General features: G+C 67.1%; 29 protein-coding genes and 4 pseudogenes. 15 read left to right on the top strand and 18 right to left on the bottom strand.

Going from position 1 to position 25,460, the window contains the following annotated elements; all coding sequences use genetic code 11:
* Positions 1–2 precede the first annotated feature (2 nt).
* Positions 3–1,097 carry a lytic polysaccharide monooxygenase auxiliary activity family 9 protein gene (locus tag JIW86_RS02130; RefSeq protein ID WP_257552244.1) on the top strand — a complete coding sequence of 365 codons (1,095 nt, stop codon included), beginning with the start codon at positions 3–5 and terminating at the stop codon, positions 1,095–1,097.
* A gap of 64 nt (positions 1,098–1,161) precedes the next feature.
* Here the strand turns inward: JIW86_RS02130 and JIW86_RS02125 are convergent, their stop codons facing one another.
* Positions 1,162–1,494, bottom strand: a complete 333-nt coding sequence (locus tag JIW86_RS02125; protein ID WP_257552243.1) for a hypothetical protein — start codon at positions 1,492–1,494, stop codon at positions 1,162–1,164.
* 203 nt (positions 1,495–1,697) lie between these two features.
* On the opposite strand from JIW86_RS02125, the gene JIW86_RS02120 reads away from it, so the two are divergent.
* Together JIW86_RS02120 and JIW86_RS02115 are read left to right on the top strand one after the other, a co-directional pair.
* Positions 1,698–2,195: a hypothetical protein gene (locus JIW86_RS02120; RefSeq protein WP_257552242.1), complete on the top strand. Its 498-nt coding sequence runs from the start codon at positions 1,698–1,700 to the stop codon at positions 2,193–2,195.
* A complete protein-coding gene (locus tag JIW86_RS02115) occupies positions 2,146–2,919 on the top strand; it encodes a transposase (RefSeq protein WP_257552241.1) in 774 nt (257 codons plus the stop codon). Before JIW86_RS02120 ends, JIW86_RS02115 begins: the two co-directional genes overlap by 50 nt.
* 40 nt (positions 2,920–2,959) lie before the next feature.
* Here the strand turns inward: JIW86_RS02115 and JIW86_RS41990 are convergent.
* The 4 genes and pseudogenes from JIW86_RS41990 to JIW86_RS02095 all read right to left on the bottom strand — a co-directional run.
* Positions 2,960–3,157, bottom strand: a pseudogene (locus tag JIW86_RS41990) (IS5/IS1182 family transposase); the annotation flags it as partial.
* Between the two features lie 308 nt (positions 3,158–3,465).
* Positions 3,466–5,118 carry an ArnT family glycosyltransferase gene (locus JIW86_RS02105; RefSeq protein WP_257552240.1) on the bottom strand — a complete coding sequence of 551 codons (1,653 nt, stop codon included), beginning with the start codon at positions 5,116–5,118 and terminating at the stop codon, positions 3,466–3,468.
* Positions 5,115–5,888, bottom strand: coding sequence for a glycoside hydrolase family 26 protein (locus JIW86_RS02100; protein WP_257552239.1), 774 nt, complete (start codon positions 5,886–5,888; stop codon positions 5,115–5,117). The genes JIW86_RS02105 and JIW86_RS02100 overlap by 4 nt, the downstream gene beginning before the upstream one ends.
* A 212-nt stretch (positions 5,889–6,100) precedes the next feature.
* Complete coding sequence (locus JIW86_RS02095) at positions 6,101–7,708, bottom strand: glycosyltransferase family 2 protein (RefSeq protein WP_257552238.1); 1,608 nt, start codon at positions 7,706–7,708, stop codon at positions 6,101–6,103.
* 439 nt (positions 7,709–8,147) lie between these two features.
* Between JIW86_RS02095 and JIW86_RS02090 the strand changes: the two genes are divergently transcribed.
* On the top strand, positions 8,148–8,999 hold the full coding sequence (locus JIW86_RS02090; protein ID WP_257552237.1) for an IS5 family transposase: 852 nt from the start codon (positions 8,148–8,150) through the stop codon (positions 8,997–8,999).
* Between the two features lie 95 nt (positions 9,000–9,094).
* Positions 9,095–9,295: pseudogene (locus JIW86_RS02085) on the top strand (transposase); the annotation flags it as partial.
* Between the two features lie 205 nt (positions 9,296–9,500).
* On the opposite strand, the gene JIW86_RS02080 reads toward JIW86_RS02085, so the two are convergent.
* The 5 genes from JIW86_RS02080 to JIW86_RS02060 all read right to left on the bottom strand — a co-directional run bounded on the left by JIW86_RS02080 (position 9,501) and on the right by JIW86_RS02060 (position 12,486).
* Entirely contained in the window at positions 9,501–9,623 is a 123-nt protein-coding gene (locus JIW86_RS02080) for a hypothetical protein (protein WP_257552236.1), read from the bottom strand.
* A 19-nt stretch (positions 9,624–9,642) separates the two neighbouring features.
* Positions 9,643–9,945 carry a hypothetical protein gene (locus JIW86_RS02075; RefSeq protein ID WP_257552235.1) on the bottom strand — a complete coding sequence of 101 codons (303 nt, stop codon included), beginning with the start codon at positions 9,943–9,945 and terminating at the stop codon, positions 9,643–9,645.
* A 236-nt stretch (positions 9,946–10,181) separates the two neighbouring features.
* Positions 10,182–11,090 carry a hypothetical protein gene (locus JIW86_RS02070; RefSeq protein WP_257552234.1) on the bottom strand — a complete coding sequence of 303 codons (909 nt, stop codon included), beginning with the start codon at positions 11,088–11,090 and terminating at the stop codon, positions 10,182–10,184.
* Positions 11,091–11,122: 32 nt separating this feature from the next.
* Positions 11,123–11,842, bottom strand: a complete 720-nt coding sequence (locus tag JIW86_RS02065; protein WP_257552233.1) for a DUF4386 domain-containing protein — start codon at positions 11,840–11,842, stop codon at positions 11,123–11,125.
* A 206-nt stretch (positions 11,843–12,048) separates the two neighbouring features.
* On the bottom strand, positions 12,049–12,486 hold the full coding sequence (locus JIW86_RS02060; RefSeq protein WP_257552232.1) for a DUF4345 domain-containing protein: 438 nt from the start codon (positions 12,484–12,486) through the stop codon (positions 12,049–12,051).
* An 86-nt stretch (positions 12,487–12,572) separates the two neighbouring features.
* On the opposite strand from JIW86_RS02060, the gene JIW86_RS02055 reads away from it, so the two are divergent.
* From JIW86_RS02055 to JIW86_RS41535, 3 genes are all read left to right on the top strand, one after another.
* Positions 12,573–13,193 carry a TetR/AcrR family transcriptional regulator gene (locus JIW86_RS02055; protein ID WP_257552231.1) on the top strand — a complete coding sequence of 207 codons (621 nt, stop codon included), beginning with the start codon at positions 12,573–12,575 and terminating at the stop codon, positions 13,191–13,193.
* Positions 13,194–13,278: 85 nt separating this feature from the next.
* The gene (locus tag JIW86_RS02050) at positions 13,279–13,902 is read left to right on the top strand and encodes a helix-turn-helix domain-containing protein (RefSeq protein ID WP_257552230.1); all 624 of its coding nucleotides are present in this window, start codon (positions 13,279–13,281) and stop codon (positions 13,900–13,902) included.
* Complete coding sequence (locus JIW86_RS41535; protein ID WP_416237654.1) at positions 13,826–14,212, top strand: integrase core domain-containing protein; 387 nt, start codon at positions 13,826–13,828, stop codon at positions 14,210–14,212. Before JIW86_RS02050 ends, JIW86_RS41535 begins: the two co-directional genes overlap by 77 nt.
* Before the next feature lie 188 nt (positions 14,213–14,400).
* On the opposite strand, the gene JIW86_RS02040 is transcribed toward JIW86_RS41535, so the two are convergent.
* From JIW86_RS02040 to JIW86_RS41985, 6 genes and pseudogenes are all read right to left on the bottom strand, one after another.
* Positions 14,401–15,042 (bottom strand): OmpA family protein, encoded by a 642-nt coding sequence (locus JIW86_RS02040; RefSeq protein WP_257552229.1) that lies wholly within the window; start codon positions 15,040–15,042, stop codon positions 14,401–14,403.
* Positions 15,039–15,566 carry a hypothetical protein gene (locus JIW86_RS02035; RefSeq protein ID WP_257552228.1) on the bottom strand — a complete coding sequence of 176 codons (528 nt, stop codon included), beginning with the start codon at positions 15,564–15,566 and terminating at the stop codon, positions 15,039–15,041. The genes JIW86_RS02040 and JIW86_RS02035 overlap by 4 nt, the downstream gene beginning before the upstream one ends.
* 252 nt (positions 15,567–15,818) lie before the next feature.
* Positions 15,819–16,757: a MerR family transcriptional regulator gene (locus JIW86_RS02030; protein ID WP_257552227.1), complete on the bottom strand. Its 939-nt coding sequence runs from the start codon at positions 16,755–16,757 to the stop codon at positions 15,819–15,821.
* 305 nt (positions 16,758–17,062) lie between these two features.
* Positions 17,063–17,326, bottom strand: a complete 264-nt coding sequence (locus JIW86_RS02025) for a hypothetical protein (protein ID WP_257552226.1) — start codon at positions 17,324–17,326, stop codon at positions 17,063–17,065.
* A gap of 101 nt (positions 17,327–17,427) precedes the next feature.
* A complete protein-coding gene (locus tag JIW86_RS02020; protein ID WP_257552225.1) occupies positions 17,428–17,952 on the bottom strand; it encodes a PQQ-binding-like beta-propeller repeat protein in 525 nt (174 codons plus the stop codon).
* A gap of 62 nt (positions 17,953–18,014) precedes the next feature.
* Positions 18,015–18,518, bottom strand: a pseudogene (locus JIW86_RS41985) (PQQ-binding-like beta-propeller repeat protein); the annotation flags it as partial.
* Positions 18,519–19,104: 586 nt separating this feature from the next.
* On the opposite strand from JIW86_RS41985, the pseudogene JIW86_RS41980 reads away from it, so the two are divergent.
* The 7 genes and pseudogenes from JIW86_RS41980 to JIW86_RS01985 form a co-directional block, all read left to right on the top strand.
* Positions 19,105–19,361, top strand: a pseudogene (locus JIW86_RS41980) (IS982 family transposase); the annotation flags it as partial.
* A 92-nt stretch (positions 19,362–19,453) separates the two neighbouring features.
* Complete coding sequence (locus JIW86_RS02010) at positions 19,454–20,449, top strand: helix-turn-helix domain-containing protein (RefSeq protein ID WP_257552223.1); 996 nt, start codon at positions 19,454–19,456, stop codon at positions 20,447–20,449.
* Between the two features lie 660 nt (positions 20,450–21,109).
* Positions 21,110–21,901, top strand: a complete 792-nt coding sequence (locus JIW86_RS02005; RefSeq protein WP_257552222.1) for a hypothetical protein — start codon at positions 21,110–21,112, stop codon at positions 21,899–21,901.
* Between the two features lie 366 nt (positions 21,902–22,267).
* Positions 22,268–22,702 (top strand): proteinase inhibitor I36 SMPI, encoded by a 435-nt coding sequence (locus JIW86_RS02000; RefSeq protein ID WP_257552221.1) that lies wholly within the window; start codon positions 22,268–22,270, stop codon positions 22,700–22,702.
* Positions 22,703–22,938: 236 nt separating this feature from the next.
* Positions 22,939–23,121: a hypothetical protein gene (locus JIW86_RS01995; RefSeq protein WP_257552220.1), complete on the top strand. Its 183-nt coding sequence runs from the start codon at positions 22,939–22,941 to the stop codon at positions 23,119–23,121.
* Positions 23,122–23,267: 146 nt separating this feature from the next.
* Positions 23,268–23,594, top strand: coding sequence for a hypothetical protein (locus JIW86_RS01990; protein WP_215149248.1), 327 nt, complete (start codon positions 23,268–23,270; stop codon positions 23,592–23,594).
* Between the two features lie 58 nt (positions 23,595–23,652).
* Complete coding sequence (locus JIW86_RS01985) at positions 23,653–24,018, top strand: DUF1330 domain-containing protein (RefSeq protein ID WP_257552219.1); 366 nt, start codon at positions 23,653–23,655, stop codon at positions 24,016–24,018.
* 153 nt (positions 24,019–24,171) lie between these two features.
* On the opposite strand, the gene JIW86_RS01980 is transcribed toward JIW86_RS01985, so the two are convergent.
* Both JIW86_RS01980 and JIW86_RS01975 read right to left on the bottom strand, forming a co-directional pair.
* Complete coding sequence (locus tag JIW86_RS01980) at positions 24,172–25,008, bottom strand: hypothetical protein (protein ID WP_257552218.1); 837 nt, start codon at positions 25,006–25,008, stop codon at positions 24,172–24,174.
* Positions 25,009–25,111: 103 nt separating this feature from the next.
* A complete protein-coding gene (locus tag JIW86_RS01975; RefSeq protein ID WP_257552217.1) occupies positions 25,112–25,387 on the bottom strand; it encodes a hypothetical protein in 276 nt (91 codons plus the stop codon).
* Positions 25,388–25,460 lie beyond the last annotated feature (73 nt).

Below are 25,460 nucleotides of genomic sequence, written 5' to 3'. Positions count from 1 at the left end.
CCGTGAGCAAGGCCCGGACCACTGCTCCGTCCGACCTTCGCGCGGACATCAGGTACCGCGATGACGGCAAGTACACGATGTACGGGATCAGCCTGCGCTGGCAGATCGGGGACAACGCCCCCGATCACGAGGCCTGGCCCCCACCGGCGGACTGGAACGAGGGCAACGCGCCCTACCCGCACCTGTACGAGGTATGGCTCAACGACGAGCTGCGGCAGACGGTCTTCCTCCACTGGTCTTCATGGAATTGGATGCAGTCCAACTCCCACTGGGTCGACCTGGGGGACCAGGAGCCGACAGGACAGCTCCACGTCAAGATCCGCGCCAAGGTGGACGGCGAGTTCACGCCGTTCACCAACGTGGTCGCCATCGGCTCGGAGCGGGCCGGCCTGGAGAAGTGGGCGGTGCGCCTGCCCCGCGAGAAAGCCGAGAAGGCGCCCGGGGCCGTCCTGGATCCGCGGCACGGCACGGCCAACCATCCGCGCAGCCGGGCCGGCGCCGCGATCCGCGAGCTGGACCCCTCACCGATCTGCGCCGAGGCACGCCGCGTCAACACCAGCACCGACTGGCACGAAGTGGTGCCGGGGGCCGACAGGATGCTCGCCGACTATCCGTGGAACGACGCGCAGAAGTACCTCGAGTACCGCAAGTTCTTCGAGGGCAGCACCCTTGCCTCCGCAGGGAACCCGGCGTTCCGCGGTCTGGATCTGGCCCCGGACGACACCCTCGGGGACTGGCCCGTGACGGAGCTGGACACCTCGTCCCCCACCCAGACCTTCACCTACGACTACATGGCGTATCACCAGGGTGAGAGCTGGTCCCACCGGTGGTTCATCACCCGCGCCGATTGGATTCCCGCCGACGGCCTGAGCTGGCAGGACCTGGAGCCGATCCCGTTCCTCGTCGAGGTGCACGGTGCGCCCGGGGAAGAGGAATCCACCGCTTGGGAGTTCGCGTCCTTCCCGCGGAGCCGGACCGGGCGGGCGGCGATCGTGGACATCTGGGGCGGCCACGGAGGACCGGACACCCCGAATGGTGAGAACGGCGGCATGACTGGCGAGTTCTTCCTGTCCGTTTCCGACGTGCTCCTGCGATAGCCGAGCCACCACGCCACCCGGGATCGACCGCCTCCTCCAAGCGGTCGATCCCAAGCGGAGCGCGCTAGCCGGCCCAGTCCACGCCCAGCTCGGCCAGAGCGGCACGCTGCGCCTGGTCGAGCCGGTCGCGGCGCTGCTTCTGATTGGCCAGCCATACCCCGACGCGGCGGACGTCCCCATATGCTTCCGGCAGCCCGGCATCGGCAGCCGCCTGCGCCCGCTGCGGCGGCCGCCGCTTCGAGAGCGCGGCTTCGCTGCCTGGTTCGGGCCGTTTTTCTTCCGTATGCCGTTTCGGAATTGATCGTTTTTGTCGTGCACGAATGGGGCCCTGCGGATCGCTATATGAGTGGAGGCGGGCGCCTCTGACGCCGTGGGGGAGGGGTATGGCGTCTTCCATCGACGAAGGGGTGGGACACGTGCGGCTTTCTGCTGTAGCGATGGTCCTCCAGACGGCACTGGTCGTCCGGGTGTTCGGACCCGACACGGTCCGCTGCTGCCGGCGACTGCTCGCCGCGGGCGTTCGGGTCGGTATCGCCGGTATGACGGGTGCCGCCCGGCACCCGCCGCGGCGCCAGACGACTTCCACCTCGAGGTGGAGCAGTGACCTATGAAGAGCCGGAGGACTCCGCAGACCCGGAGCCCCCATCCAGCGCCTCGGCTCAGCATCCCGCCCTGGCCGGCTGGAGCACTGCCGATGAGAGGTCGTTCTGGGGGTTCCACGACGACCGGTACAAGCCGTACCTGTATTTCGCCTACAAGCAGCTGGGATCTGACGCCGATGCGGAAGACGCCGCCGACAAAACCTTCGATGAGATCATGAACAACTGGCAGCGCATGCTCGGCATGGAGAACCTGCCTGGCTACGCGTGGAGCATCCTCAAGAGCCGTATCAGCGACCAGCGGCGCAAGCTGCGACAGGCAGGCCCTGCCGACCGATCTTTCCGCGTTCGCGGCGGTCGTCGACGGCCGGGACGACTTCGCGGCGGTGCACGGCCGGCTCCAGTTCGCCCAGGCGATCGAGCACCTGAGCGAGAGGCAGCGGGACGCAGTGATCCTGCGGTTCGGGCTGGACCTCGACACCGCAGCGAAGTCTGTTGAGTGCCGTTTCAGGCCTTTTCTGGGGCGTGGCCTGGCCACGGCACCGACCCCCGCCAAGGCCGCGAAGCTGATCCGGAGGCGTCTGCAGTCTTTGCTCAAGCAGGCCGGCCGCGTCCGCGGCATCCAGGGCGAAGCCGAACGGCTCCACGAGGTCTTTAGCCGCGACTACCTCCACCAGCTCCCGCAGGTCGAGGCGGCTCTCGGACATCAGACTTCCGCTCTGCTCAGGCAGCTGGACACCGCCTGCGACAACGCCGACCAGCTCGAAGAAGCCGTCACGCAGGCCTTCGAGGAACATCCGGATGCGCCGGTCATCCGCAGCTTTCCGGGTCTCGCCGCACTGACCGGCGCCCGGGTCCTGGCGGAGATCGGCGACGACCGCACCCGCTTCGCCACCGCCGGATCCCTCAAGGCCTACGCGGGAAGTGCCCCCGTCACCAGGGCCAGCGGCAAGAGCTGCAAGGTCATGAGCCGGAAGGTCGAGAACCAGAGACTGGCCGCCGTCGGCTACGTCTGGGCATTCGGTGCTCTCACCAGGTCGCCAGGCGCCAGAGCCCACCACGACCGCCGACGAGCAGCCGGCGACCGTCACGTCGCGGCACAGCGGAACCTCTTCAACCGCTTCATGGGCATGCTGTTCCACTGCCTCCAGAACGGGCACCCCTACGACGAAGAAATCGCCTTCCCACAGGCCTCAGCAGGCCCGAAGGCAGCGGCGGCTTGACGCTTATCCGCGTGGGATGTCTTGTCGGCGGCACCATCGCGGGTCGGGTCCGGTGGCGGCCTTGGGGGCGTACCACCCCGGTCCCCGCCATGACGTGCTGGAATGCGGGGGCGTCCCCGGCTTGGCCGGGCGTGACGACGAAAGCCGGAGGCATGCAGCGGCCGTCGGCGGCGAGGTGGATCTTCTCTGTCAGCCCACTTCGGGATCGCCCGAGGGCATGGTCGGCCGGTTCGCCTTGCCGGAGCCCCTTTTGAGACGGTGCGGGGCAAGCGCTGCGCGCGATCATGCCGAGACGCGCGAAGCGACTCCCCAACACACCGCGAACCGGCTCCCGCTCAGACCTCCACAGCCAGCGGTGATCAATACAGCGACCAACCCGGTCCTTCATCACGGTCCCGAGGGGGCGCAAATCCCGTGGCGGTTACGGTCGGCACCGTGATGAAGTCCGCGTCGGCCACGACCTTCGTCAGTTGTGCCGTTGCGTTCACTGTTACGGGTCGGGAGTGCTGCCGCCGAACCCGGCCTTTCAGTGCCAGGGCAAGTGGCTCATCGCTTCAACCAGACCCGGTAGCGGCCGGTGTGCTCAACGGAGGGCGCGCTTCGCATCAGGTGGTCCCGGACGTCGTTACTGGCGCTATGGAAGGGCAGGACGGCGAGAAGACGGTAGTGCGGATTCCCTTTCAGTGCGTCCGTGATGACGCCGTTCACCCGTGGGTTGGTGAACCCGTCGAGGACGACCAGGTCGAAGTCGCCGTTTCGCACCGCCTCCCGGTAGGCGTCAGCGCCGGTGTGGCGGGCGCCGTGCCCGTCCCTGTACTCCATACCGAAGACGCTCTGCCACTGGCGGTGAGTCGTCTTGTCACGCAGGTAGTAGACGGGCACCTCGGGCGTTGAGCTGAGGTAGTGGCCCTTGCGGTCCACGTGGGAGGAGATCGTTCGGATCAGCGTCAAGGAGTCGGGCCAGCTTGTAAAGCGCCAGTCTGCCTGCGGCATACCGATGCACAGCGTTGCCGACCACAGAGCAATACCAAGGTGGGTGTGTCGAAAGTGTGCGCCCACCAGTCGCGTCAGGCCCACACCTGCCATCGGGGCAGCAAAGAGGAGGCCGAAGCCGACGTGCTTGAACAGCGCCACGACCGTCCCGAGATGCATCTGATAAGCGGGCGCGAGCAGCGCAGTGGCGCACATCAGCGCACCGAGCAACGACCGCTGTACGCGTCCCGGACCGCTGAACCCCGGAGCGAGCGGTGACTCGTGCAAGCGATGGCGCCGGGCATACGAGACCGCGCCCGCGACTGCTGCGAGGAACAGCAGTCCGCCCCACGCGATCGACTGCTCAAGCAGGAACACGGCACTGTCGGAACCATGTTCGCGGCTGGTCGTGGTCTGACGCACGCCGGCCGACAGATCGGTGCCGTACATGCCGAGCACAAGGAGGGCACTCATACCGAGGCCGAGCAGCAAAGACCGAACGAACGCGCTGCCGCGCCGATGCGGCAGCGCGGTGAGCAGAGCCAGTGCGACGATGGTGGGCAGGTAGAGGCCGGCCGCGTACTTCACACCGACAGCCAGGACGGCGACGGGTGCGGCGAGGAGTACACGCGGAGCGGGCATCCCAGCGGTGCGCACGACGATCCAGGTGGCCGATGCCAGGAGGAACACGGCGGGCGCATCGTAGGTGGCGAAGTGCCCCATGACGATGGTCGACTGCACCACGGAGAACAGACCTGCGGCGGCCAGCCCTGCGCGCTCGGTGAAGAGCCGCCGGGTGAACGAGTACAGCAGCGCAGTGGTGCCCAGCATGAAGAACAGGCTGAGCATTCGTGCGCCGGACAGCCCGAATTGGCTGTCCACCACGGCAGCGAGTACCGGGTACAGACGTGGCGAGCCGGAGAAGTACGCGGCGTAGCCGCTCTGTACCGCTGTCCCGTGGAGCAGGTGGCTCAGTTCGGCATGACCTGCTGTCAGGTAGAGAGCCTCGTCCTGAAACGCTGTGTTCGACAGTCTCAGTGACAGCGTCGCCTGGAAGGCCAGGATCGTCAGTAGGACGGTCCGGCTGACCCAGGTGCGCCGTCGGCATCCGGCCGAGCTCCATGCGACCGTGGGTGCCTTCGGCAGGTGGTCAGCCGGCGCGTGGCGGTCGCCGACCTGAGCGGGGAGGGGAGCGAGGGTCTGGGAACCGTGCTGCGTGGGTGTCATCGGACCCTCCGCACATCGAAGCCGTAGAGGTCGTCGGCACCCAAACGCCGGAACTCTGCGGCGCTCTCCGGGCTCGCTTCCAGCCGCCAGTCGGCGCGCGCCTTGTAGTCGAACCATGCGAACCCGACGAGGTCGGGGGAGGCGGTGACCCCCTGGAACAGGGCACGCACGTCTTGCGTGCGGTGTCGGCCAGGCATGGCGGCGGTCTCCAGGAGGAGCTGCGGCTTTCGGCTGAAGCGTGCAATCTCCGTCAGGGTCGCTCCGAACAAGCCGTCGAAGGAGTGAGGGTCCCAGTCGGTGAAGTAGCCGATCAGACCGACCCAGTCGACATATTCGTCACCGGGGTAAAAGGGGCTCAAATCCTTGTCCGTTCCGGGTTGAACGATGTTCGGTGACCAGGTCCAGATCACGTTGGTGGCCCCGACAGCCTCGAAGACATCGTGGATGTGGCGCCAGGCCCTGACGTACGCCTGTGGCGTGGTCCCGGTGGTCCCCCACTGCTCCCAGTCGCCGTTCATCTCGTCCGCGAAGCTGATTGCGACCGGGATGTTCAGTCTCCGGACCGCCTTCGCGTAATCTCGGAGATAGCTGTCGGACGCACCGTCGGCAATGCGGGTGGGCGTCGTGCCGCGCGGCTCCCAGGAGACGACTGTCATGGCCCCCGAATTCCAGGCGTTGCGCGTACCCGAGGCATCGAAACCGTCGCCCCAGCCCGCGTAATAGACGATCAAGTTTGGCTGTTTGCCGACCTTCCGAGCCCAGTCGAGCACCGGCTCCATGGAATGTGGGGCTTTGGGCCGGGACACTCCGAAGAACTTCTTGGACGGGTGCAACAGCGGGCGTACGTCGTAGGGCGAGGCCTCGGGACCCGCCACAGCACCGACTTGACGGCCTGCTGAGGCCGGGGCGCAGGCGGACGCTGCGGGCACCGAGGCTGTGAGAGACAACAGCGCAATGACGGCAAGAGCACGTGTCACGCGCATCATGGGGTTCCCATCGCACGAGGCTGCAGCAGGGCTCTCGCGACGACCGCAGCGTAGAAGAGTCCGGAGGAGAGGAGAAGGACGAAGTCGACGGGATCGAGGGTGAGTGTGCGCCATGCGGCGGCACCTACCCACACCAGCGCAGTCCCGCCGCCCCACGACCACATGCCGAGCCGATGCCGCTTGGTGCCGCTGCGCTTCGCGCCGCAAGAACCGGTTGCCTGCCAGCCCACACGCCGCCCACGCAGGATGTCCCAGATCGCAAAGATGTGCGCCCAGCCGTACATCATCCGCGCGGCCCAGGCCTCGAGGCGGTAGGGAACCTTGTGCCACAGAGGAAAAACAGTGGTCGTGTACAAGACGCTGGGCAAGACCAGCCACAGCGTCTCCGCGGTGGGTTTCTCCGGGAACGCCAGCAGGAGCATAATCGGGATGAGGGGAGCGACGAATGTGAACAGGGCCGTGTGGATGTAGTAGAGGAAGCCCGACAGGTAGCAAAGCCTGCTTGAGGTCCGCATCCTCGCCCGCCAGAACTTGGAGCTGCACAGCAGGCTCATCGAGCCGGCGCACCAGCGGTATTGCTGATGGAAGAAGGCTTCCGCATCGTCGGGGCACACACCTGTCGACAGCGCGATCGGCACGTAGCGCAGGCCCCACCCGAGACTCCGCAGATCGAAGCCCGTGTGGACATCCTCCGAGTGTTCGATGAGCGTAGTGCCGCCGTTTTCATGCAGCGCCGCCCGCCGATAGACGGCGCAGCTTCCGACGCAGATCGCCCCGTCCTTGCTCTGCCGGGAGACTTGGACAGTCCGGTAGAAGAGCTCCTGGACGGCGCCGGCACCCCGTTCGATCCAGTTCTGAGCGTCCAGCACACGGAAGTACTGAGGGGACTGGACGATGGCGAGACGCTCGTCTTCCGCCAGATACGGAAGGAGTTCGTGGAGCAGATCCGCGCGCGGGGCGAAATCGGCGTCGAGAATAAGGATGTACGTGCCGCGGGTTCGCTCGAACCCGAAGTGCAGATTGCCGGCCTTCTTGAACCAACCCCGATTGGTGCGGGTGGCGTAGCGGAATCCGAACTCAGCTGCCATGGCCTGCAGTTCAGGGCTGGCCGAGTCATCCAGGACGAACGGCTCGCAGACCCCCGGGTAGTGGGCTGCCAGTGCACGGACGCGGGTCCAGGTGTTGTGCAGGATCTCGACCGGCTCACCGCACACGGGCAGGAAGACGTCGACCGACGGGTAGACATCGGGGCGCCAGTCACTCACAAGCCTTTTATGGCGTGAGAGATCGAAGTCACGGCTGAACAGGTTCACCCAAAGCGAGATCGAGTAGTAGAGGACAGTGAATGCCATAAGCGGGTAGAAGAATCGCAGCGGTGGCGCCGAGGAGAAGAGTCGAAACTGGCTCAAGGCGAGGCAGCTGATACTCGCCAGCGATGCAACCGTCAACACCCATAGGCGGCGGTCGACATAGGAATATTTCTCGAAATCCGACGGCGGCACCGGCAACAGGCTCGAGTCAACCAATCCGCAGGGATGTCGCTCTAGGGTCTGTCGATTTTGTGCGGCCGGCCTCACCAAGCGAACGGCTTCAACTGAACTCATGCAAGCCTCCCGGACTAACCGCCTCGTAGGGGTAGAGGTCAATATGCCGGGACCATAGGGTGGGGCATGCGGTCACCGCGGATAACGCGGTCGAAGATAGTGACAGTTAACCCGAAATAATGTAACGGCTACCCGAAATGACACAGGAGGTCGTTCATACGATATTTGTATCTGATCTTGACCGGCCGCGCTGAGCTGCGAATATCGATCTTTCCGCGTGGAGTTGATGCCTGCCGGAGCCGACGATGGGGCACCGTGTCCGCCGCGCTGTTATGCGGACCAGTCGCCTATGGTTGCACTCCTCCCCACCCATGCGGGCCGCATCCACAACAGCACGGAAAAGGAACAGGCCGCGCCCACTTAGAGGGCATCTGATCTAGGTAGTTGGTGTTTTGGGATGTTCTTGTGACTGCACGCGCCGGTGGTCGTTGCCTGGGGTATGAGTGCTCGGCGTGCGTATCGCAGTGACGTCTCGGATGCCCGCTGGGCCTTGATCGAGCCGGTGTTCGTCGCCTGGCGGGCCGCAAGATCAGGGCCCGGTACCGCAGCGCGGGTGCACGACCTGCGAGAGATCGTGAACGCGATCCTGTACGTCAACCGCACCGGTATTCCGTGGGAGTACCTGCCCCACGACTTCCCGCCGTTCAAGACCGTCTACGACTACTTCGCCAAGTGGGAGGCGGACGGAACAACCGAGCTGGTCCATGACCTCTTGCGTGACCGGACCCGCCGGGCGAACGCTCGAAGCGCCGAGCCGTCCGCAGCCGTGGTGGACGCGCAGAGCGTGAAGACCTCGAGCAATGTCTCCGAAGCCAGTCAGGGCATCGATGCCGGCAAGAAGATCAAAGGACGCAAACGTCACCTGATCACCGACACCCTCGGACTGGTCCTGACAGTCCTCGTCACCGCCGCCTCGGTCCACGACTCCGTCGGCGGCAAGCAGGCTCTGACCGAGTTGGCAGCGGCCCATCCGAGCGTGACCAGGGTGTGGGCCGACGGCGGCTACCAGACCAGCGTGATCCAGCACGGCGCCGGCCTCGGGATCGATGTTCAGGTAGTGCAGCGACCGCGCGTGAAGGGCTTCCGGCCGCTGCCCAAGCGGTGGGTGATCGAGCGGACCTTCGGCTGGCTGATGCAGCACCGCCGCCTGGCACGTGACTACGAAGCCCTACCTCAGAGATCCCGCACGATGATCCACTGGGCCATGGCTAACAAAATGAGCCGTGAGCTCACCGGAGAATCGTCACCAACCTGGCGAATCGAAACGGACATCCCGTTCACAACCATATGAACGTTGATCAGATGCCCTCTTAGAGGTCCTAACAGAAGCCGGTTGTGGTGTGACTGTCGGCTTGGGCGCTCGTTGGTCTGGTCGTGGGGAAGAGGGTGTCTCGTCCGTGGATCGTCTCGGATGAACTGTGGTCATTGATCGAGCCGTTGCTGCCGATACCTGGGCCGAAGCTGAAGCCGGGGCGACCGCGGGTCCCGGACCGGCAAGCCTTGTACGGGATCTTGTTCGTGCTGCATACCGGCATCCAGGGGGAGTACTTGCCGCAGGAGCTGGGCTTCGGTTCGGGCATGACCTGCTGCTTGTCGGCGTCGGCGAGCACGAGTACTCCCTCCAGGTCCACGATCACCTGCCCGCCCGCGTCCGGTGCCGATGGGCCGGCCAACTTCCTGTCACGGCTCGTCGCCGGCGTCCGGGTCGCGTAGCGGGCGCAGGGCTTGGTGCGGCAGGTCCGGACGGCCGCCGCGGCGGCGGATGAGCCGGTGGCGCCCCTACGCGGGCATGTCAGGGGCGTGTGCTCTTGGCCGCGGGGCGGCGGCGGCCGCGGCGGGTCTTGCCCCAGGGCTTGTAGATCGACAGTGCCGTCGCCGTGACCAGCAGCCCCAGGGCGATGCTCATGACGATCACCAGCTGCAGGCTGAGGGATTCAGGGGCCTTGCCCACCTCTGCCTGTTCGTGCAGCCAGTGCTGGAGGAAGAAGTGGCCGTTCAGCATCAGGGCGACGGTGATGACGAGCTTGGTGCTTCAGCAGGCCCCACTGCGTCGCCGTCGCGAGGAGCAGGCCGGTCAGCAGGGCCGTCCAGGCGATACCGGCGATCAGTTCGATCCCGAGGATCTCCATGACGACGCGGGTTGCGCGGACGACTCCGGCGTCGTCGGTGGTGAGGCCGACCAGCCCGAGGATGAGCTGGGCGATCTCGATTCCCACCCAGCCGACGGCCACCGTCACATGGAGGGTGAGGATCGCCTTGCGTCATCGCTGGGGCATGCGCCGAACCTTTCCAGCGGCGGGCGGTGTCCGCGGTGTCCGGGGGTGGGGTGCCGGGCGGGCGGGGGCCTCTGCGCTGCCCGCGCTCGCGACGGTCCCGGGGTGCTTCCTGCTCGCGGTCCGCGTCATGTGTCATGCCTCCGGTCGTCGTCGTCCAGGCCGTCGGCGAGAGCAGCGCGGTGCGAGCCGTGGGCGGGTTACCGGTTGCCGGGCCTGGTGGATCTGCGGTTCTCACGTACGCCCGGCGCTACGCCGAGCGCCAGGAACGCGCATGCGGGGGCCATCGTGACGCCCGCGCTCACCACGGCTGTGGTGGCCGGGGTGGCGAAGGTGAGTCCGGCCGCGGTCGCGGCGGTTACCAGTGCGACGACGGCACCGTACGCGGCGACGGTGAGGCGGATCAGGCGCAGCCGCTCCGCCTCCGGTCGTCGGGTACGGCTCAGAAGCCAGGCCAGGGAGGGCAGCAACAGGACGGCGTGCATGGTGACGGCATGGGCGGGGCGCAGGAAGCCCGCTGCCTGGTAGGCCTCGGCCGCGCGGCCCGCTCCCTCGAGCGTCAGCCCGTAGGCGATCATCACCGCTCCAGCCGCCATCGAGCCGGTGAGCGCCACCAGTCCGGCGCGGAGCGCGAGCCGCATGCTGGGGGCGGCTCTCGGGTGGGGGCGCAGTGCGGCGACGGTGAGTGCGACGACGACCGCGATGAGGGTGACGCCGCCGGCCGCGAGGGCGCGCGTGACGAAGGTGTCGAAGGTGGTCTCGGTGTTGAAGTGCGAGGGGACACCGCGCCACGCCTGCAGGGTGATCAGACCGGTCTCCAGCAGGGACGCCGCGGTGAACGCGCCCAGGAGGAGGGTGCGGGTGCGCGCGGCGAGCGGGAGGAGCCGGCAGATCCAGGTGACGGTCAGCACGCTGACACCGAAGGACAGCCCGAAGGTGATCGGCTTCCGCCAGGAGACGGGGCCGTCCCACGGGCCGCCGGCGAGCAGGAGGACGACCGTGTGGAAGGCGGCGGACGCGAGCAGTAGAAGGGCCGCGCCGACAGGGATCTGCCAGGCCGAGCGCGATTGTACGGGCGAGGTTGCGGTAATGCGTTCATCCGCGGTCATGTGCTCGCCTGCAGTCATGTGTTCGCCCGCGGTCATGCGTTCGTCCGCGGTGCGGTCGGGCGCGCGCGGAACAGTGCGAACGCGGCCCACACCAGCCATGCCGTGCCACCGAAGCGGACGACGGGCAGCAGGTAGCCGAAGTCGATGGCGAGGAGCGTGAGGGTCGCGGCCAGTCCGGCGGCGGCGATGACCAGCCCGGTGGTGGCGCAGGCGCGCGGCAGGAGCCCGCTCTCGCGGGCTGCCAGGCAGGTGCCTGCCGCCAGGAGAGCGAAGGATGCGGCGTATCCGACACCGCCGGCGAGGAAGGACAGGTCCGCCAGGGCACGGGCCAGGGCTGCGGGTGCGTCTTCCGGAAGCCGGCCGAGGGTCCAGGTGAGCGCGGCGCTGGAGGCAAGTGCGCCACTGGCCAGCAGTCCGCCGGCGAGGACTGTTGCCGCCGCGGCGCCCTGGTCCTGTCCCTGCCGCCGCCGCACCAGCCGGGCCAGGGTGGCGGCCACGGGCACCAGGAGAACGGCGGCGACGAGAAGTAGGAAGGCGCCCAGGTCGATCGCTGTGCCGTGGTCGCGTACGTACTGGCTCAGGATGTCGCGGCCGGAGGCGTCGGGCTGCGGGGTGGCGCGGTTGGTGACGACGTACGCGGCGGTGAGTGCGGCGTAGGAGAGCGAGACGGTGAGCAGCGCAACGGCGCCGCGCGGGCGCGGGGCCGCGTCCCGGAGTGAGGCTGTGTGGGACTCTTCTGGTGATGTGCGCATGACATCTCCTGGATCATCGGTGAAGGGATTCGGCGTGGGACCCCGGCGGGCGGTGTGGGCGTGGAACCCCGGTGCGCGACAGCCAGAATGCCGCTGCGGTGGCGCCATGGTCGTCCCGCGGCGGGAGGTGGTGCCGCTACTCCGCGGGGAGTAGCCGCACCGGGGTGTCTCCACAACGTGGCGGGTGTGGTGCCGGGCGGCTCGGGTCAGGCAGGATCCGGAAGGGACGGCCTGGCGGCCGGCGCACCCGCGGTCCGCCGCTCCCGGGACGCCCGCTCGTCGGCATCCGCCAGCCAGAACCAGACTGGCGGGAAGACCAGCTCGATCACGGTCAGCGCCACCTGGAACCAGTGCGGCCACCCGTGCACCGCCAGGGACAGCAGCCGCCCCACGCCGCCCAGCAGGAACACCGCCGCGAGCCACCGCACCACCTTCGCCGGGACGGGGTCCTGCCGGGCAGCCCACAGCCAGGCCAGCCCGTACCCGGCGAAGATCGCGCCGAAGAACCGGCCCAGGCTGTCCAGAGTGGGGCCGGCGTCGGCCTCGCCCGGAATCGCGGCATTGCCGCCGATCACGTGGAACAGCCCGATCGCCGTGCAGGCGAGGCCCATCACCCATGCGAACACCCGGAGTGCCTTGGCCATGACTCCACCCCACTTACTTGACGTGTGTCTAGTAGCTCCAGGGTAACCCGCTTTGATAGACGCGTGTCAAGTAGTAATCTGGGTGTGTGCCGCCCCGCCGACGCCTGACCCCTGCCGACCGCCGTGCCCAGCTGCTCGCCGTCGGCACCCGGCTCTTCTCCGCCGCGCCGTACGACGACGTGCTGATGGAGGACGTCGCCCGGCAGGCCGGTGTGTCCCGCGCCCTGCTCTACCAGCACTTCCCGAGCAAGCACGCCCTCTTCGCGGCGGTCTACCAGCAGGCGAGCGACCGGCTGCTGGAGGCGACCATGTTCGACCCCGGCGCCACGCTCGTCGAGCAGCTCACCCAGGGCCTGGACGCCCACCTCGACTACTTCATCCCCAACCGCCACGCCGTCCTGGCCGCGAACCGGGTACTGGCGGGCGACCCTGTCATCCAGACGATCATGACGGACGAACTCGACGCCCTGCGCTCGCGCCTGCTCGGTGTGCTCCCGCTCGCCGACGCACGCACACACGCCGCGGTCTCCGCGGCACTGAAGGCCTGGCTCGTGTTCGTCCAGGTGCTGTGCGTGGACTGGCTCACGCGCGAGACCTGCACCCGCACCGAGCTGCGGGACACCTGCATCGGCGCGGCGGTCGGCGCCCTGCGCCCCCTGCTCTCCGAGGACCCCGCCCCGGACTGGCAGCCCGCCCTGCCCGCCTGAACCGGCCCGACGGGCGAGACCGGCGGGCCTAGGTATAAAGCTGACGCAAGTTGTTGACAGGGGTTCTCGTATCTACGAGACCTGTATGGCTGAACGCGAGCTCTCGAGGCGGGCGAAGCGCCGGCTGTCGGTGCTTCGCCATGTGGAGGAAGTGAGCGCGAGCGTTGCCGCCACCTGCCGCTACGACGGGATCAGCCGTCAGTGCTACTACACGTGGCTGCGGCGCCACGAGGCCGAGGGCCTCGACGGGCTGAAAGACCGATCCAGTGCGCCGCATCACACGCCGCATGCCACGAAGTCAGACGTCGTGGAGAAGACCCTTTGGCTTCGCCAGCAGTATCACTTCGGTCCGGCCAAGATCGCGATGTACGTGGAGCGGTATCACGACGTCAAGGTCAGCTCGTCCGGCATCTGGCGGATCTTGAAGAAGGTCGGTCTCAACCGGCTGCCGGCCTCGCAACACAAGAAGCGACGCTCCACCCGCTGGAAGCGGTACGAGAAGCAGCGTCCCGGCCATCAACTGCAGGTGGACGTCAAGTTCATCGAGCCCCTGGGCCAGACAGGCCGCAAGCGGCGCTACTGCCAGTACACCGCCATCGACGACTGCACGCGTCTCCGGGTCCTGCGCGCCTATCCGCGCAACGACCAGAAGACCGCGATCCAGTTCATCGATCACGTCCTGGCCAAGCCACCCTTCGCCATCGAGTAGATCCAGACCGACAACGGCCAGGAATTCGGCTCAGCGTTCCGCTGGCACGTTCTCGACCAGGGCATCGGCCACGTCCCGCATCAAGCCCCGTACACCACTGCTGAACGGCAAGGTCGAACGGTCTCACCGCATCGACTCCGAAGAGTTCTACCGCCTCCTGGAGGGACAGGTCATCGACGACGTCAGCCTGTTCAACACCAAACTCCAGGAGTGGGAGGACTACTACAACTACGATCGCCCGCACGGTGCACTCACCGGCCAGACACCCCACGAACGACTCCGACAGAAGGCCCAGAACCCACTGTCATAGACCTCCGTCACAAGCTGAAGGCCTGGCGAGGAATCGCCACCCGCTACGACAAGGTGCCCGAGAGCTACCTCGCCGGCCTCCACCTCCGCGCCGCAAGGATCTGGATCGACGACCTCCTGAATGCCGCAAGACACACTTGTGTCCTGAGGTGAAACCCGGGCGGGGACAATCCGTCGACCGACTGCGCCCTAGTCCTCCGTCCCCCGCCCGAACGAGATCTCCACCCGTCGGTTCTTCTTCCGGCCCTCCTCGGTGGAGTTGTCCGCGATGGGGTCGTCCTCGCTCTTGCCGACCACCTCGTAGGCGATCCCGGATGCACCCAACTTCGCGGCGAGCGCCTTGTGTACGGCCTCGGCACGCTCCGTGGAGAGGGTCTTGCCGTGGGCGTACGTCCCCAGGTTGTCGGTGAAGCCGTGGACCGTCACCTTCCGCGGGCCGTTCTCCCTGATCTCCTCGGCGACCTCGGCGATCCGGGCGTCGGCGTGGCCGCTCAGCTCCGCGCTGTCCTTGGCGAAGAGGACCTCGGACTGGAGGGTCAGCTTGATGTCGTCGTTCGATTCCTCGCGCCCCGAGTCGCCGGACAGGTCTCCGGAGACCGAGAGGATGTCGACCACCACCGGAGGGGCCAGCTCCGCGCCCTTCTTCAGTTCCAGGACCTTGGCGTGCGGATCGACTGGGACGGGCGGCGGCTTGGGCGAGGCGCTGGGGGAGGGGTCGGCACGGGCCGCAGGGGCGTCGTGCAGACTGAGGAAAGTCGTCAGGCATACGGCGGTGAGTGCGCAGGCCGCGAGCCGGGCGGCAGCGGTGTGTGCCGTCGTCGCCGGCCTCACTGGGCGACCGTGATCTTGACGGGGGCGGTGCCGAAGGTCGGCATGGCGAAGTCGACCTCCGTGGTGCCCTCCGGCGGCGCCGGGAACTGGACGAAGACCGGGGCCGTGTCGCCGGGCTGGAAGACCGTGTGGAACTGGTTGCACAGGCAGTTGCCCTGGGTGTCCCGCAGCGGGTAATAGCGCTTCTTGCCCTTGAGGTCCGCCAGGGAGGCACCCGACGAGGAATAGCCGTTCTTCAGCGACAGATCGTTGCCGCCGGTCCACTGGCCGGTGTTCAGCGCCACCTTGCCGTCGTTGCGCATCTCTCCGCGGACGGTCACCACACCGCCCTCGTACCGCTGCACGGAGTCGATGGTGAGCACCGCGCCGTTAGCGCCCTTCATCTCCAGGCCCATGCCCTTGGGGTCTGCGGCGGCCGGCTTTTCGGCGGCCGGCTTCTTGCCGTCCGGCGCACCACCCGAGTCGCCACCCCCGCACCCGCTCAGCGAAAGCGTTACGACCGCAACGAGGCCAACGGCGGCCACTTTCGCCCCAACTTGCGCCAATCCATGCCGACTTCGGTGCCCAAGGCCGGTCCAACCCTGTATCTCATCCATCATGCTTCCCCCTCGCTCCCCGTCCACTGCAACGCGTTGCAGAATAGCGCATGCGAACCCTGAGCCCGGGTGACATGCATCGCGCACATGTCACACATCGACGTTGGACGCCCTCGTCTCATGTGCGCAGGCGATCCCTTGGGCTCATTCAGGGATCCGGGGCGGCGCCCACCGCGGTGACTATGCGGCGCGACCATTTCGCAGGGCCTGGATGAGCCAGGGGTACACCGGGATCAGGTTCGGCACCACCTGCCAGCCGTTGACGATCCACACCAGCCACCAGTACCGGTCCACGCGGGGATCGTGCGCCTCTTCGAACCGCTGGGCCATCCAGTCCCGGAATTCCGTGTCAGGGGTGCGCGCGAACACCTCGGCGAAGCGGTGCACGAGGTCGTCGATGACGGGTGCTCCCCTGTCGCTGAGCGGGTCGATGCCCGACTCCATGGCCTCGGCCACCTTCTGACGGGTGAACCCCATCAGTTCCTCGCCGATCTCGCTCTCGATGCCGGGCGTGCGCCCGGAGGCCTGGTATGTGGCCGTCCGGCGCATCCGGGCCCGGAAGTCCTCGTCGCCGACCAGCTCGGCGAGTTCCACCCACGCGGCGACCTGCTCGCCGGACGGATCACCGGGGAGGTCGGGAGTGGCAGCGCGAACCATGGCCACCGCGGCCGGGTCGCCATCCACTGTGCTGAAGGTGCCTTCCATGAAATCGTCGATCAAACGCCGGCGTTCCTCGCCGGACAACTGCGTGAGCCTGTGCATGAGCTTGGTCTCCTCGGGACTGGACCCGCGTCCGGCCACGACTCGCAGAACGCTCCGACGCAGTTGCAGCACCCGGATCTGGATGTCCACGGCATCGGCGTGCGCCGCGGCGACTTCCGCCACCGAGCGCTCGCGGTCCAGTACCCGTTGAATCGTGGCCAGGTCCATGCCCAGCTCGCGCAGTGTGCGGAGGAGTTCGAGACGAAGCAGTGCGTCGTGATCGTAGAGCCGATAGCCGGCGGGGCTTCCGGTGGTCGGCGCCACCACCCCCGAATCGGAGTAGAACCGGATGGTCCTCACGGCCAAGCCGGTCCGCCGGGAAAGCTCCCCGATCGAGTAGAGGGTCGTAACGTCCATGTCCCCCACTCTGCTGTCTCCAGTCACTGGAGACTCAAGGCCATTTCCCAGCCGGGCCCCGACCGAGACGTCCTCCGAGCTACTGAAGCATGCGCCGCAGGCTCTCCGCTGACCGCCAGGACGACGGGCACGCCTTGCACGCGCTGGGCGAGCGATGACAGCGACATGCGTCACCGCTCGCTGGCGGCCTACGGCTACGAGCCCTTGGACTCAATCATCTAGTCCTCGGTGCTGCCGGGAGTAGGGGGCGCTCCTGTGCAGGGCGCCGGATCCGGCCAGTCGTCCCGCTGATCCCCAGCCCGGGCTCAGCGGGACGACGGCGTGAAGGTCGCGTCGGCGACTCCGCACCACGGCACCGTCGCCACCGGCCAGACCTGGCCCGGGACCTCGGCGTGTTCCGCCGCCACGCCCGGGATGCGGACCAGGGACCGGGCGGACCGGCCGCCCGGATCCGCCTGCGCGGTGTCGCGGAACTCCACCGTCACCACGTACCCGCCCGGCCCCTCGGGCCGGCCCGACGCCTCCATCGCAGCCACCACCCGGCTGGCTTCGTTCGCTTTCAGCAGCATCGTTTGTCGATGAGTGGGCGTAGCGCGGGCAGCGGTGGGGTGTCAGAGGCGGAGGGCGTGTACGCCTTCGTCGTTCGCGAAGTACAGCAGCCCGTCGGCGGCTAGTGGCGGGGGCCCGAGGTACCCTCTCCCGCACTGACTCGCCAGAGGGCCTTGCCGGTGCTGGTGTCATAGCAGTACCAGTCCCGCAAGTAGCAGATGAACAGCCGATTTCCGGGGGCCACGTCTGCCGCATAGGAGGAGTCAGGGCGCTCACTTCGCCAGCGTTCACGCCCGGTGCGCGCGTCATACGCTCGCAGCGTCGTGCGATCCTCGCCGAAGCTGATGTCCTCGCTCCAGCTCAGATACGCGCAGTCCTCGTCAGCGGCGATGGCGGGGCTATCGTTGAGCGTGGTCGAGAAAGCGGGCGCGGTCCAGCGGCGCTTGCCCGACGTGGCATCGAAGGCCTGCAGCTGCTGTTGGTCGCGCCGGCGTCGGCCGGGCGCACTGATATAGACGGCGTCGCCGTGCGCCACCGGCACCGAGGCGTGCGCCGCTGCTGCGGTCCAGCGGACGTCGCCGGTGCGCGGGTCGTACGCCACCAACTTCGAGCCGATGCCGACGTTGCCGTTGCGCCCGAAGAGCAACCCCGCGGCGAAGGCGTCCAGAGTGCACAGGCCCCCGACTTCTCCGGCGGCGCCGACCAGCGGACAACGCCGGTGCGTGGGTCGAGCGCGGTCAGGCTCTCGTCCGGCGGGTTGACGTACACGACGCCGTCGCGCACCTCCAGGAGCGAGGCTTCGGTGTGCCACAGCAGGTCCCCGTCCCTCGTGTCGAGTGCGTACAGGACACTGGGCGGCGGGTCACGATCACCGTCGTAGGTGTACGGCAGAAAGCTCACCAGGGCGACGGAGCCGCTGGTCCACACGTCCCCCGCACTGGGCTCACGAAGGCGGCCTCCCGGGGCCTGGCGCCACATCTGCTCGCCGTCTGCGGTGCGCATCGCGTGCACGGCGCCGCCGTCCGTGGCGACGAACACGGCACCCGACGTCACGGCCGGTGCGCCGGGGAGGACGCCGGCCAAGGGCGCGCGCCAGCGCTTTCGCCCGGTGGCCGCGTCGATTGCGTACAGCCCGTCGTTCTTCGACCTGACGTAGAGCATGCCGTCGTGATGCATCAAAGCGTCGTCGAGGCCCTTGCCGATACCGTCCATGTCCAGCAGAGCGAAGGTCCACAGCGGCGTGCGAGCCGGCGGCTTGGCCTCCTCCGCTGCCCCGCCGAGGACGTCGCACGCGAAGGTGGTGAGGGCGAGCCCGCCCACCGCAGCGGTCGCCAACTTCAGGGCCTGGCGGCGGCCGACGTTCTGCTGTCCCCCCGGTGTTCGCATCGGGGCAGGCTAAGCGACGATCGCGGACCGTGGCTACATCCACAGGACGACGTCGGCGTGCTCCGGCACCCGGGAGGCGACCATCCGGCGCAGCACGTCGGTCGGCGCCTCGCGCCCATACGGGAGCTGCACCGAGCCCCTGCCGGTCTCGTAGCCGGCGACTTCGGCGTTGAAGCCCTGCGGGTGCTGGGCGCGAACACGAAGTTCGCGTGCTCCGCATGGTCGCTGACCGTTAACGCCGCACGTGGCGCCCTCGCTGCGAGCCCTGCCCGGTCAGGTCGCTCGACCTTCGAGATGAGAATGTCCATCGACCAGTTTTGGCAGAGAACCACACAACCTTCGCTGCGACGGGACAGCCCCGCTGTGACTGATTCCCAATCATGGTTGTCAAGCAGTCCTTGATCCGGCCTGCCTGAAGTTGCTGCGGCCGGCCCGCAAGGGGAAGCGGAGCCGGCCGGGTCACATCTGTTCAAACCGCTGCGGCAGGTCATCGAGTCGATCAATCAGACCTTCAAGGGGCAGCTCAACCTGGAACGACACGGCGGTAAGAGCCCGGCAGGGGTGTCAGCCCGGGTCTTGTGCCGGATCCTCGCTCTCACAGCGGCGATCTGGCACAACGGCCAAACTGGACAGCCCATCAAGCGATCACTCACTGCCTACGATCACTGACTGCAACGGACTGCAACGACACCCCTTGGACTCATTCATGTAGAGAATGCGATGTACGCGCGGTAGGGACTCAAGAGGGCGGGAATGTAGAGATGTTGAACGAAATGATGTTCCGAAGTGTCGACGTGCCTGCTGAGAGCCGGTTCGACTACTGGCAGGAGCGCATGGGCCAGACCCACGCGCCCATGCACCTCAGCAGCGACCATGCCGATGACTACCGGGCCACACAGCGTGTGCTGGACCTCGGCGCCGTGTCCGTGTGGCCGGCTACGTTCCAGCCGCTTGTCTTTCGACGGACGCCCAAGCTGATCCGCCAGTCCGATCCGGAGGTGTACCACCTCTCTCTGCTGCTGCGCGGGAACGGGGCTGTCACCTGGGGCAAGAACCGAGAAGTCCACTACAGTCCGCACGATCTGTACTGGAACGACTCTTCCCGGCCGTGGGAGATCCACGCCAGCGGCGAGGTGATCACAACAGTGGGTCTTGAGATCCCCAAGGCGCTCCTACCGCTGCCCCGCGGCGGTGCAAGCAGGCTGATCGGATGCCGGGTGGAAGGGCGAGAAGGGATCGGCGGCCTGCTCGCGCACTTCCTCACCGAGTTATCCAAAGACACCAGTGCCTACCAGCCCTGCGATGGACCCCGCCTGGGAACAGTCCTGACCGATCTGGTGGCCGCACTCTTCGCCCACATCCTCAGCGCGGACGGATCCCTGCCGCCCGAGACTCACCGGCGGGCCCTTGCCCTGCGCATCCAGGCATTCATCCGCCAACACCTGCACGACCCGCAACTGACTCCAGCCGGCATCGCCGTCGCACACCACATCTCCACCAGTTACCTTCACCAAATCTTCCAGGCCGAAGGCGCCACCGTCGCCGCCCAGATACGCCACCAACGTTTAGAGGCCGCCCGCCGAGACCTCGCAGACCCTGCCCTGCGCACCACGCCCATCCACGCCATCGCCGCACGATGGGGGTTTCCCCGCGCCGCCGACTTCAGCCGTGCCCATCGCAACGCCTACGGCACCACACCCAAGGACCACCGCCACCAGGCCCTTCAAGCCCACGCATCCAAGTGGGCTCAGCGATAAGGAAGTTGTGGACCCAGTGCTCACGACCTTTTCGCCGCACCAGGGCAGACTACTGAGGTCTTCTCCTTCCGGCCGAAGAACCAGGCCGAGGGAAACGGGGATTCCGCATTCGAACACATAAGTTTCCATGACAGGTGGGGCGCACCTCACCTCAACGAAGGGGCTCAGCACGACGTGGATCCGTAAGGCCGCTCTCGCGGTGAGCGCGCTGGTGACAGGGTGGGTTTCCGTTGTGCTCGATCAGGGTGGGCGGCTCCAGGAGCAGCACGGGTGGCAACTTCGATGAAGCGGTACTGGTGTGTACGGGCGGCAGGAGCCCCTGCTGGTCCGAAGCCTGAGGGATTCACTTGCACCCGTGCGGGTGGCTGCAGCTCGGGCTGAGAACGATGGCCGGATGAAGCCTTTTTCATTGGCCATGACTCCTTGAAATGGCCTTTGAAGATCATCGACACTGGGGGATGTTGTGGGGTTGACGCGTATGGGATCGCTGCTGGTGGCGGCGCTTGCTGTGGGGACCGGGGGTTCGCTGACGTTCGCGTCGGGTGCCTCGGCGGCCTCTGCGGAGTTCACGTATGAGGTGACCCGGAGGGCGGAGGACTATCGGGACATTCCCGGTACGGACGTGGTGTTCACCGCCGCGGCTGGCGAGAAGTCCTACCTGTGGTCCCGCAACCTTTCGGTCGCCAGCTTGACCCCCTCGGCAGCGGGGACAACATCGGCTCCACCGTTGCCGTGCGCTGCAAGAACTCCGGCGGCTCCGCCCTCCCTGCTTCCGCGGAGGCGGGCGCGTACTGGGCGACGAATCAGGTGCCGCCGGGTGAGAAGTCGGTGGCGCCCGCGCTGCGCTGGGTGTTCACGGCGCCGACGGCCGGCACGTACAACTGCCGTCTATCGGTGACCAGTTACTCCAGCATCATTCAGAACGGGCGCAGCGTGAGCATGCGGGTCCCGGCGGGCGCGGAGTTGGCGCGCGCCGTGTATCCGTCGGCAGCCCGCTGGACGCTTCCCGCCAGTACCAGCGTGATCGCACGTGGAACGACGCACACCACGCTCGGCTACTCGTACACCCCCAGCGGTGGTGACAGCATCACCGTCGTCCAGGACGCCGCCCTGACCACCTGCGTGGCCGGCTCATCGATCTGTCAGGGCGGATCGACCGCCAACAGCGGCACCCAGGCCGAGACCTGGATCGAGGCGCAGCCACAGAACCCCGACGGAGCCAAGTGCGGCGGGCCGATCAAGTCGGCGGTCGGCAACTGGAACATCTCCAACGCCAAGCACCACCAGACCGCCACGAATACCCTGCGCCTCACGAAGTCCCAACTCGGCGGCTGCACCCAGATCCGCACCACCCTGAAGATCAAGAACGTCGACGGAAACCCCGTCAACCTGCACACCGGGTACGCCCCCGGCCAGATCGCGGCCACCCACGGACTCGCCTTCACCGGCTGAGGTCCATCCTCCTGATCTCTCCCTCGCCACCGGCAAGGAGAAGTGTGCCCAGTCAGCACACGTGGACAACAAGCCACAAGCAACAAGACGGACAACAAGGGAGAACATCTGTGAGTCTCATCCGTAACGGCCTGGGGGGAAATTGAGGTCGGGGTGTGGTGGTGGTATCAGTCGGCGGTTTCATGATCGCGACGCTGTATCCCCCGAGCACGTCAGGGAACTGTGCCCCTGCCTGCCGGTCTGCACCGGCTGGCTGTGCTGTGCGCGTACTCCACCGCGATCAAGCCAGACAGCCACCGAAGAAGGCGAGATCCGGCCGACCGGTGTGCGGAAGCTGGGATTCCCAGACTCGGACACCCTTAACTCTTGGGCGAAAGCACTCCTCTCATCAACGAAGGGCTCACCATGGCTTGGATCCGTAAGGCAACTCTCGCGGTAAGCGCGCTGGCCATGACGGGGGGCAGTCTCGCCGCCACGGCGGCACCGGCAGCAGCGGTCGGCGGCTGCCCCGAATATCCGATAGGGAAGCTGTGCCTGTACGACAGCAGCCAGTACCGCAACCTGGCGATCACGTCGACCAGCACCAAAGCCTGCATCGACCTAGTGAATGGGCCAAACCGCATGCCCCGGATCAGGTCGTACGTGAACAACCTGGATCGCAATGCAGTCGTATGGAAGCAATCGGGCTTTGGCTTGGTGGTGCAGGGCACGATCGGGCCCGGTGGGCACAGCAGCGACGCCGGGTGGGACTTCGGGACTGCCGGGGCCGTCTGCATGGGCGGTGTGAACCCCAACAATTAATTCCTCCCCGCCTCGTAAGTCAGCACTGGCATTCTCGGCTGTCGTGATGGCAGCGGCCGGCATGGCGGCCACGGCCCCTTCAGTGGCGGCGGCAGAGGGCGACTGCTCGGAAAAGACGCTCTGTCTGTACGAGCGCACGCACTACACCAAGATCGGCCTCACGACGGGGAGCCACGGTCGGCTACCCGCTGGCCAAGTACGGCGAGACCGGCTTCAACAAGGGCGTCTGGTCGTACGTGAACAACCTGTCGGTCCCCGCCGCGATCTACCACTACAACTTCGTCCCGTCCAAGCCCCACACCTACGACGGCCCGATCGGTGCCGACCGCACCAGCATCGACACGCGCGCGAACCCCGCCTTCGGAGACCGTGGCGCCGTGTGCACGGGTGGGCTCGACCCGAACGCATGGCTGACGTAACAAGGCCATGAAGTAGCTGGCCCGGGGTGCCGGTGCTCTGCAAGCGAGGCAGAGCACCGGCACCCCGGAGTCATGCGCCCCGGGTGCCCAGCTCTGTCCCCGGGGAAACTGGCCAGATTGACGGCCTCGGCTTGGCCGTGACGCGCATGAACCCGTTCAAGCTGGTCGGACCATCGAGTCAGTTGTTGCCAGACAGGCTATCTCGAGCGGCTGTCAGCTGTCGCTCGCACGGCGAACCGGCGAGCGGGCCGACCCCACAGCCCGAAGGCTCTTTCCCGGTCGCCGAGCAGGTCAGCCCGCATGAGTTCGCCGCCTCCCACCGCGGCCGCCCCGCCGCCGACGCCCTGCTCGCATTCACCCACGCCGACCTGCGTGATGAACAGGCCGAGGCCATCAGCACCGGCCAGCCGTACGTCCTGCGTGTGGTGCGTGTCTTCGATGTGGCGGCAATTACCCCTGGGGTAATCGCGTAGCCCAACCAGCCTCAGCTACGTTCTGGTCATCGCTCACACCCCTGAACGAAGGAGCCCCGTGGCGTCCGCTTATGGCTTCGCTCATCTCCGCAGCCGCCGGAATCACTCCGACATCATCGAGTACCTGGAGCGCATCCAGGCAACCCTTGCCCCCTTCGCGGGCCGCTTCGTCATCCACGGTCCGCCGGCCGAAGTCGTGGAGGGGACGTGGCCCGGCAGCATGGTGCTGATCGAGTTTCCCAGCCTGGCCGAAGCCCGCGCCTGGTACGACTCTCCCGACTACCGGGCCATCCTGCGTCTGCGTACCGACCATATCGAGGGCGACTTGCTTCTGATCGAGGGCGTCGGGCCGAACTACGACCCGGCCGAGCGGGCTCGCACGTTGCGAACAGAAGCGGAGCGAGCGGACCAGTCGGGCACGTAGTCCTGGCAGCCGCCTCTTCCGGCGCTGAGATAGTTCGCCGGTTGTTTTTCCCTAATCCGTCACTCTCTGAGCAGCAAAGTCATCGGGCGGCGGTGAGAAGTACCCGTTTGCGGAGGAGCGGGAGTTTGGCGCGGCCGAACATCTGGCGTTTGATCATTTTGATGTGGTTGACGCGGCCTTCGACGGGGCCGGAGTTTCAGCGGTGGTCAGGCCCTGGACGACGGCGTCCCAGTCTTTCTCCAGGCCGGTGGCGAAGGAGTGGAAGCTGGGAAGATTCTCGGCTCGCGCGCTGATGACCCAGTCCTTCAGGTGCTGGCCGGTGCGGGTGGAGAGGATCTCGCCGAAGTTGCGGACGAGACGGTCGGCCGCCTTGAGTTCCGGGCAACGGGCGAGGATTTCGGTGTGCTGTTTGCGCTCGCTCTCCGAGAGCCGGTCGGGGTGGCGCATGATCCATCCAGTGACTTGCCGGATTCCGGGTGGCGCGGGCCCGACGACGCGGATGCGGCGTCGGCGTCGTGGCCGCAGGTAGTCGCTGATGGCCTGGTAGTTGCCGCGGTAGCCAAGCTCTTTCAGCTCCGCGTGCAGGTGAACGGCGTTGGTGTGGCCCTCGGACCAGCGCGTGTCCAGGTAGGGCTTGTAGGGGTCTGGCTGGCTGGGCCGGGGCTGCCGCTGGCCGCCGAGCAAATGCTCTGGGGTTTCCGCGCGGGCGCATCGGCGGACCGTGTTGGCGCCCATGTGTAGTTTTCCGGCGATCTCCCGGATGCCGTGTCCCTGGTCGAGGAGGGCGTGGACGATGGCGTGGCGTTCACGAATGCGGACTTCGATCGGCGACATCTCCTTCGCCGACGGCCCTTCGGCGGGGAGAGGAATGTCTGGCAGGTCACTTGGCTTGGAGCCGGGTGGTCGCAGGCATCCGTTGTGCCGACGCACGCCTTGTTCCACCGCGGTGCCGAGGTTCTGCCACAGGTGAATGCGGTCAGCATCAGCCAACGGTTCTACAACGGGGAGGGCTGGACGGCCGCGGCGAAGACCACCGCGAGCAGCCACACGCCGGCACTGACCTACCGAGGGCAATGCAGAGGGTCCCGCTCGCTCATGGCCCGTACCAGCCGACAGCTCCGGCTTCCTCCGACGGCTCAAACGTCTGGTGAAGACCCACGAGCGCGGTGACCAGGCGGGGGTCCCAGCCAGGGACCAGCACCTGAAAGTCGTCGGCCTCCATACTGCGGAAGACGAAGTGGGCCCGGCCTGAGCCGTCGCGCCAGATGATGCGCCTGGGTGAGCCGAATCTGCCGTCACCATCGCCCAGCATGGACAGGACTAGGCACAGCAGGCTGACGGGGAGGCCGAAGGCCACCACAATGCCCACCACACGAGGCGGCCCCGGTAGCCGCGGAGCACGGGACCCGCCGCTGGTTCCACAGTCCACCGCTTCCGGCCGA

Source organism: Streptomyces sp. NBC_00162 (genome assembly GCF_024611995.1).
GTDB lineage: Bacteria > Actinomycetota > Actinomycetes > Streptomycetales > Streptomycetaceae > Streptomyces.
This window is presented reverse-complemented; position numbering and strand designations above follow the sequence as displayed.